The 6,662-nt window shown below is 78.4% G+C and carries 9 protein-coding genes; 2 read left to right on the top strand and 7 right to left on the bottom strand.

Features of this window, described 5'->3' with window-relative positions; all coding sequences use genetic code 11:
- The 4 genes from V9U69_RS08445 to V9U69_RS08430 all read right to left on the bottom strand — a co-directional run.
- Positions 1–483, bottom strand: a 483-nt coding sequence (locus V9U69_RS08445) for a DUF4192 family protein (RefSeq protein WP_337061151.1), incomplete at its 3' end; no start/stop codon positions are given.
- A 152-nt stretch (positions 484–635) separates the two neighbouring features.
- Entirely contained in the window at positions 636–1,031 is a 396-nt protein-coding gene (locus V9U69_RS08440) for a YkvA family protein (RefSeq protein WP_337061150.1), read from the bottom strand.
- Between the two features lie 11 nt (positions 1,032–1,042).
- Positions 1,043–1,780, bottom strand: a complete 738-nt coding sequence (locus V9U69_RS08435) for an EcsC family protein (protein ID WP_337061149.1) — start codon at positions 1,778–1,780, stop codon at positions 1,043–1,045.
- Positions 1,781–1,881: 101 nt separating this feature from the next.
- Entirely contained in the window at positions 1,882–2,109 is a 228-nt protein-coding gene (locus V9U69_RS08430; protein ID WP_337061147.1) for a hypothetical protein, read from the bottom strand.
- A 101-nt stretch (positions 2,110–2,210) separates the two neighbouring features.
- On the opposite strand from V9U69_RS08430, the gene V9U69_RS08425 reads away from it, so the two are divergent.
- The gene (locus tag V9U69_RS08425) at positions 2,211–3,119 is read left to right on the top strand and encodes a spermidine synthase (RefSeq protein ID WP_337061145.1); all 909 of its coding nucleotides are present in this window, start codon (positions 2,211–2,213) and stop codon (positions 3,117–3,119) included.
- Complete coding sequence (locus V9U69_RS08420) at positions 3,116–3,820, top strand: DedA family protein (RefSeq protein ID WP_337061144.1); 705 nt, start codon at positions 3,116–3,118, stop codon at positions 3,818–3,820. The genes V9U69_RS08425 and V9U69_RS08420 overlap by 4 nt, the downstream gene beginning before the upstream one ends.
- Here V9U69_RS08420 and V9U69_RS08415 read toward each other — a convergent pair.
- Genes V9U69_RS08415 through V9U69_RS08405 form a run of 3 tightly spaced genes read right to left on the bottom strand, consistent with a single transcriptional unit; the run spans position 3,817 to position 6,616 of the window.
- Positions 3,817–5,202 (bottom strand): MFS transporter, encoded by a 1,386-nt coding sequence (locus tag V9U69_RS08415; RefSeq protein ID WP_337061142.1) that lies wholly within the window; start codon positions 5,200–5,202, stop codon positions 3,817–3,819. The genes V9U69_RS08420 and V9U69_RS08415 overlap by 4 nt on opposite strands.
- Positions 5,199–5,867: a GntR family transcriptional regulator gene (locus tag V9U69_RS08410; RefSeq protein WP_337061141.1), complete on the bottom strand. Its 669-nt coding sequence runs from the start codon at positions 5,865–5,867 to the stop codon at positions 5,199–5,201. Before V9U69_RS08410 ends, V9U69_RS08415 begins: the two co-directional genes overlap by 4 nt.
- 32 nt (positions 5,868–5,899) lie before the next feature.
- Complete coding sequence (locus tag V9U69_RS08405) at positions 5,900–6,616, bottom strand: UdgX family uracil-DNA binding protein (RefSeq protein WP_337061140.1); 717 nt, start codon at positions 6,614–6,616, stop codon at positions 5,900–5,902.
- Positions 6,617–6,662 lie beyond the last annotated feature (46 nt).

Here is a 6,662-nt window from a genome sequence, read left to right as displayed (position 1 = left end):
GAGCACCTGCTCGTCGCGCAGGCGGGCCAGGGCCGCGGCGACGGCGGCGGCCCCCACCGGCCCGGTGCGCAGACCGGGCTCCGCGTCGAGCCCCGCGTCGAGCCCCGCGTCGAGCCCGGTGCCCGTCTCGTCGTAGCAGACGACCAGGACCGGGCCGCCGGAGCCGCGGACGCGCGTGCGCAGCAGGCACGCCACGGCCTCGGCCGCGGCCCGCTCGGCCCCCTCCCGCCCGGCACCCGGCGCGGTCCCGGCCTCACCGTCCGCATCGCCCGCACCGTCCGCACCGGCTGCGCCGTCCGGGGAGGGCAGGTCCACGCGCACCACCGCACCCAGGCGGCAGGAGCTGCGGGCACCGCCGTCCTGCAGCTCCACCAGGACGAGGCTGTGCCGCGGGTGGAACCCGAGCCGGTAGGGCAGCACGGCGAGCAGCTCCCCCGGGCCGGACAGGACGAGCGGGGGCGGGGGCGCGGGGTCGGCGGTCACGGCGCCACCGTGCCGGGGCGGGCGAGCCGCGGCGGTGCGGCGTCCACACCCGTGGGCGGTGCGCGCGGCGCCCGCCGCCTGTGACGCCCGCGGCGGGGCCCCCGGTGCCCGGCCCGCTGCGGCGGGTCAGCGCGGCGGGTCAGCGCGGCGGGTCAACGCGGCGGGTCAACGCGGCGGGTCAACGGGGCGGAGCGCCGCGACCGCCAGTCGGCGTAGTCCTCGGTGGCGCTCAGCAGGGCACCGGCCACCCACGCGGCGACGGCGGCGTCGTCGAGGAGACCGAGCAGCGGGAGCACGGCCTCGGGCACCGCGTCGGCGGGTGAGACCAGGTACGCCAGGCCGAGGGCCGCGCCGGCCAGCCGGGCGCGGCCGGGGCCGCGGTAGCGACCGCCCACGGTGTCGGAGACCAGCGCCGGCAGGGACCGGGCCCGCTCCGCCACACCGGGGGTCCCGGGGGCCGTGCCGGAGCGCAGGGTGCGCCACAGGACGGCCAGAGCGGCGCGGCGACGGTGGGGCCCCGCGACGGGCGGCGGGCCGGCCGGACCCACCGCGGGCCTGCTCACGAGCGCTCGGGGTCGCCGTCCGCGCGCCCCGCGGCCACCGGGGGCAGCGCGTGCTCGGCGTGCTTGGCGATGCGGCGCAGCATGAGGACGTCGGCGCCGGCGCCGATCGCCCCGCCCAGCACGGGCACCGCGCGGCTGCCGACGCGCACCAGCCCACCGGTGCCCAGGCGCGCCAGCAGGCGGAAGCCGACGCCCTTGTTGACGAGCATGAGCACGGCCGGGGGCCAGCGACGGGTGGCCAGCGAGACCAGGCGCCCGCCGAGGTTCAGGCGGGGCAGGCCGGCGGACTTCAGCACGTCGGTGGCGTCGGCGCCGACCAGGGTCAGCAGCACGGCGCTGCGCACCTCCGGGCGCGAGGTGTCGTACCCGCGCAGCTCGGCCACGGCGGCGACCGCGCGGGTGGCCAGCACGTAGAAGCCGAGGACGTTGGCGGGCAGCGCCACCGGCAGGGTCACGAGCCCGCCGACCCCGGTGGCGAAGCCGCCGGCCGCCACCAGCCGGGTGTGCCGGCGGACCACCTCGTGCACGGCCGACTCGGTGCTGGGGTGCCCGGCGCGCGCCCGGCGGGCCACGGCGGCGGCCCCGTCGAAGGGCCCCCTGCCGTCGATGCCGAGCGCGAGCAGCCGCTGCACCAGGGCCGCGGCGCGCGAGTCGTCGGTCTCCTGCGCCTGCGCGGCGGCGACCTGCTGCGCCTGCGCGGCGGTGACCTGCGGGTGCCGGTCGCGGCGTGCCACTGGTCTCGTCCCTCCTCCGGCCGGCCGGACGTGACCGGACCGCAGCAGACGCTAACCGCCGCGGGTCCCCGGCGCGCGCCGGGCGGGCGCCGCGGTGGGCCTCAGCGGGCGGGGTCCTGCTCGCTGAGGTAGGCGGCGACCTCGGCCACGCCGTGCTCGACGTAGCGGCGGCGGGCCCAGGGGCGCGGCGCGCGCTCGCCGGCGCCGGCCGGCGGGCGGTCGGCCACGGGCATGAGGGCGGCGTCCAGCGGGCGGCGGCGGGCGCGGCGGTCGAGGACCAGGGGCACGAGGAAGAGGACGAGCAGCGCGGTCTGCACGAACGTGAACATGGGGACTACCTCGGCAGGAGGTGGCTCGGACTTCAGCGCGGCCGGGCGGCGCGGGGGCGGGCTGCCGGGACGGCGCCGGGCGCGGCTGGTTGGATCGGCGGGTGCCCCGTTCCCCGCGCCCGCGCCCGGTCCGTGCCGCGCGCCCCGGCCCGCGGCGGCCCGGGCCGGTGGAGGGCGAGGCCCTGATCAGCACGGGGACGGTGCGCCTGGAGCGCGACCGCGACGACCCGGACGGCTGGCTCGTGCTCGTCAACGGCGTGCCCAGCTCGTACGTGGACCTGGCCGACCCGGAGCACCTGGTGTTCGAGTACCAGCAGTGGACGGCGGCCGTGCTGGACGCCGTGCACCCGCCGGGCCCGCTGCGCGTGGTGCACCTGGGCGGTGCGGGGTGCGCCTTCCCGCGGTACGTGGCGGCCACGCGGCCCGGTTCGCGGCAGCTGGTGCTCGAGGTGGACGAGCGGCTGGTGGACCTGGTGCGCCGCAGCTTCGGCGCGAGCGGCTCGGCCGGTTTCAAGCTGAAGGTGGCCGACGCCCGCGCCGGCGTCGCCGCGCTGCCGGACGCGAGCCAGGACGCGCTGGTGCGCGACGCCTTCGTCCACGACCGGGTGCCGGTGCACCTGGTGACGGTGGAGTTCCTGCGGGAGGTCTCGCGCGTGCTGGCGCCGGGCGGGGTGTGGGTGGCGAACCTGGCCGACCGACCTCCGATGCCGCACGCCCGGGCCGAGGTGGCCACGGCCGCGGAGGTCTTCGAGCACGTCGCCGTCCTCGCCGAGCCGGGCGTCTTCCGCGGGCGGCGCTACGGCAACGCGCTGCTGCTGGCCTCGCACGAGCCGCTGCCCGAGCGCGAGCTGGTGCGGGCGCTGTCCGGCGGCGCGGCCCCGGCCCGCCTGGTGGCGGGTGCCGACGCGCGGCACTTCGCCGCGGGGGCGAGCGTTGTCACGGACGCCGCCGCGGCGGGCTCCGGGCCCGCCGTCCCCACGACCGATCCCCCGGAGGACGCTCCCGCATGAGCTCCCTGCTGCAGACCGCGACCGGTGGGCAGGCCGGCGCCGACGTCGGCGGCCTGACGGGCTTCGTGCTCGACACGGTCGCCACCCTGGGTGCGCCCGGCGTGGGGGCGCTGAGCTTCCTGGAGGTCGTCTTCCCGCCGATCCCCAGCGAGGTGGTGCTGCCGCTGGCCGGCTACCAGGTGCAGCAGGGCCGCGTCAGCCTGCTGTGGGTGGCCGTGCTGTCGGTGCTGGGGGCGTTCCTCGGCTCGCTCCTGCTGTACTGGGTGGGCCGGGCGATCGGGCTGGGCCGCGCGGCGGCGATCGCCGACCGGGTCCCCCTCATGGACGCCGACGACGTGCACCGCTCCTCGGACTGGTTCCGCCGGCACGAGGGCGCCTCGGTGTTCACGGGCCGCTTCGTCCCCGGCGTGCGCAGCCTGATCTCCCTGCCGGCGGGCGCGGCGCGCATGCGGCTGTGGAAGTTCTCGCTGCTGACCGTGCTGGGATCGGCGCTGTGGAACGGCCTGCTCATCGGCCTGGGCATGGCGCTGGGAACGCAGTACCAGCTGGTGGAGCAGTACGGGCAGTACGTCGACTACGTCTTCTACGCGGCGATCGCGGGCGTCCTGGTGTGGGCGGTGCTGCGGCGGGTGCGCCGGCGGCGCGCGGGCGGCGAGGCGCAGCGCGACGAGCGTCCCGCGCCGCACGGCGATCAGCGCTAGGTCAGCGCGTCGTCCCGGCCGGGGCGCGCGGCACCGCCGCGGGCGCGGCGGGCGGCCGCGTCCCGGCGCACCGCCTCGCGCATCCGGGGCACCACGACGCCCTCGCGGGCCAGCAGCTCACGGGTGCGCCGGCGGTTGACGACGATGCCGGCCACGCCGATCGCCCACAGCGGGAACTGCAGCGCGAACGCCGCCTTGAACGCCCCGAGCGAGTACGCGCCGGGGCTGCCGGCGCCCTGCAGGTCCAGGACCACGCCGACGGCCAGCACGAGCACCACGGTGGAGGCGAAGCCCATGACGTTGGTCATGCCGGTGGCCCCGCCCAGGCGGTGGGCGGGGTTGGAGGTGCGCGCGTAGTCGAAGCCGATCAGCGAACCGGGCACACCGGTGCCCAGGACGACCACGAGCAGCACGAGCAGCGGCAGGGGCGCACGGCCGGGCCAGGCCAGCACCAGCGCCCACGCGAGCGCCTGGGCGGCCACGACGGTCAGCACGATCCAGGAGCGGCGCAGCGGGTGCCGGGCCACGAGGGCGCCCATGAGCGGGCCCGTGCCGGCGGCGACGGCGGTGTAGACGGTCAGCAGGGCGCCGGCGGCCCCGCTGGTCAGGCCCTGGCCGGAGACGAGGAACGGGTAGCCCCACAGCACGGCGAAGGCGTTGCCCGCGAACGGCGTCGCCCAGTGGGACCACAGCCCCAGCCGGGTGCCGGGGTGGCGCAGCGAGGCGCGCAGGTCACCGGTGACCTGCCGGGCCCCGCGGCGGGTGCGGGGATCGGGCGCGCCCGGTGGCACGTCGCGCAGCAGAAGGACCGACAGGACCGCGGCCAGGACGCTGAAGGCGGCGAGGCCGGTGTACGCCGGCGTCCAGCCGGGCCCGTGCAGCAGCGCGGCGAGCGGCACGATGCTGAACACCTGCCCGAACTGGCCGAACAACCCGACGAGCTGCGTCAGCACGGGCACGCGCCGCGGCGGGAACCAGTTCGTGACCAGGCGGACCACGGAGATGAAGGTGGCGGCGTCGCCGGCGCCGACGAGCACGCGCGCGAGCACGGCCTGCCACGTCTGGGTGCTCAGCGCGAGCAGGAGCTGCCCGGCGCCCATGGTGGCGGCGCCCAGGACGACGAGGCGGCGCGGACCCCAGCGGTCGATGAGGACGCCGACGGGCACCTGCAGCGCGGCGTAGACGAGGAACTGCAGCACGGCGAAGCTGGAGAGCGCGCCGGCGCCGATGGCGTAGCGCTCCTGCGCCTCGAGGCCGGCGGCGGCCAGGGAGGTGCGGTTGGCGACGGTGACGACGTAGGCGGCGGCGCCCACGGCGAAGACCAGCCACGCTCCGGGCACGGCCGCCGCGTCCGCGGTGGTGGGACGGCGCGTCGCGCTCACCGGGCGGCCCGCAGCCGCTGCCCGGCGCCGCGCACGTGCTCGCGCACGAGGTGCAGCCAGTGCTCGCGGTCCTCACCGGCCAGCGCCTCCAGCAGCGCGGTGTGCTGGTCGAGGGTGGTGCCCATGCGCTCGCGGGAGCCGCGGACGATGGCCACGCCCATGCGCATCTGCCGGTCGCGCAGGGTGTCGTAGAGGCCGGCGAGGATCTCGTTGCCGGCGGCGCGCACCACGGTGGCGTGGAAGGCCCGGTCGGCGGCGGTGAAGGCCCAGGCGTCGCCGGCCTCGCGGGCGGCGCGCATGTCGTCCAGGTGAGCGGCCAGCGGCCCGGTCAGCTCGGCGCGCAGGTCCCAGGCGCGGGTGGCGGTGTGGACCTCGACGAGCTCGCGGGCCTCCAGGACGTCCTCGACCTCGGCGGGCGAGACGGGCACGACGAGCGCGCCGCGCTTGGGGATGAGGTGCACCAGCCCCTCGGCCTGCAGGCGCAGCAGGCCCTCGCGCACGGGGGTGCGCGAGACGCCGACGCGCTCGGCGACCTCCCCCTCGGTGAGCAGGTGCCCGCCGGGCAGGGAGCGGTCGAGGATGGCGGCCTTGACGTCGGCGTAGACGCGCTCGGCGGCGGGCGGCGCTGCGTGCGCCTGAGCTGTGTGCACCTGAGCTGTGTCCATGATGTATCTATCCTCGCACGGCGAGGGCCGGGTCAGCCGAGCGCCCCCGCGGCCACCCGCAGGTCCGCCACCAGGGCGGCGTACGCGCTCTCCCGCTCGGCCTCCGGCACGCGCAGCACCGCCGAGGGGTGGATCGTGCCCACGAAGGTCTTCTCCCCGCGCGAGGTGGTCAGGCGCAGCAGCTGCCCGCGGTGCCTCGTGACGCGGAACCCCGCCGGCAGCAGAGCCCTCGCCGCGGTGGCCCCCAGGCACACCACCACCTCGGGGTCCACCTGCGCCAGCTCCGCCGCGAGCCACGGCCGGCAGGCGCTCACGTGCGCGGCGTCGGGGCTCGCGTGGATCCGCCGGCGGCCCGGCGCCTCCTGCGTGAACCGGAAGTGCTTCACGGCGTTGGTCACGTACGTCGTGGCCAGGTCGATGCCGGCCTCGGCCACGGCGCGCTGCAGCAGGCGACCGGCCGGCCCGACGAAGGGGATCCCGCGCCGGTCCTCCTGGTCGCCGGGCTGCTCGCCCACCAGCGCCAGGCGCCCGTCGACGGCGCCGGCGGAGAAGACCACCTGCGTGGCCGGTTCCCACAGCTCGCAGCCGCGGCACGCGGAGGCGGCCTCGCGCAGCTGCGCCACGCTCGCGCCCGGCGGGACCCACTGCGCCGCGCCGGGGCGCCGGGGGCGGGGCGGTGCGTCCCCCGGCGCGCCCCGCGGGGCGCGGTCGGGGGTGCTGGTCGCGGTCTCCGGCGCGGGCTCGCTCACCCCCCGATCATGGCTGCGCCCCCGGGCGGTCGCCCGTCGCGGGCGC

The organism is Kineococcus sp. G2, assembly GCF_037154035.1.
Classification (GTDB): Bacteria; Actinomycetota; Actinomycetes; order Actinomycetales; family Kineococcaceae; genus Kineococcus.
The sequence above is the reverse complement of the archived record's forward strand: the minus strand, read 5'-3'. Positions and strand labels throughout refer to the sequence as shown.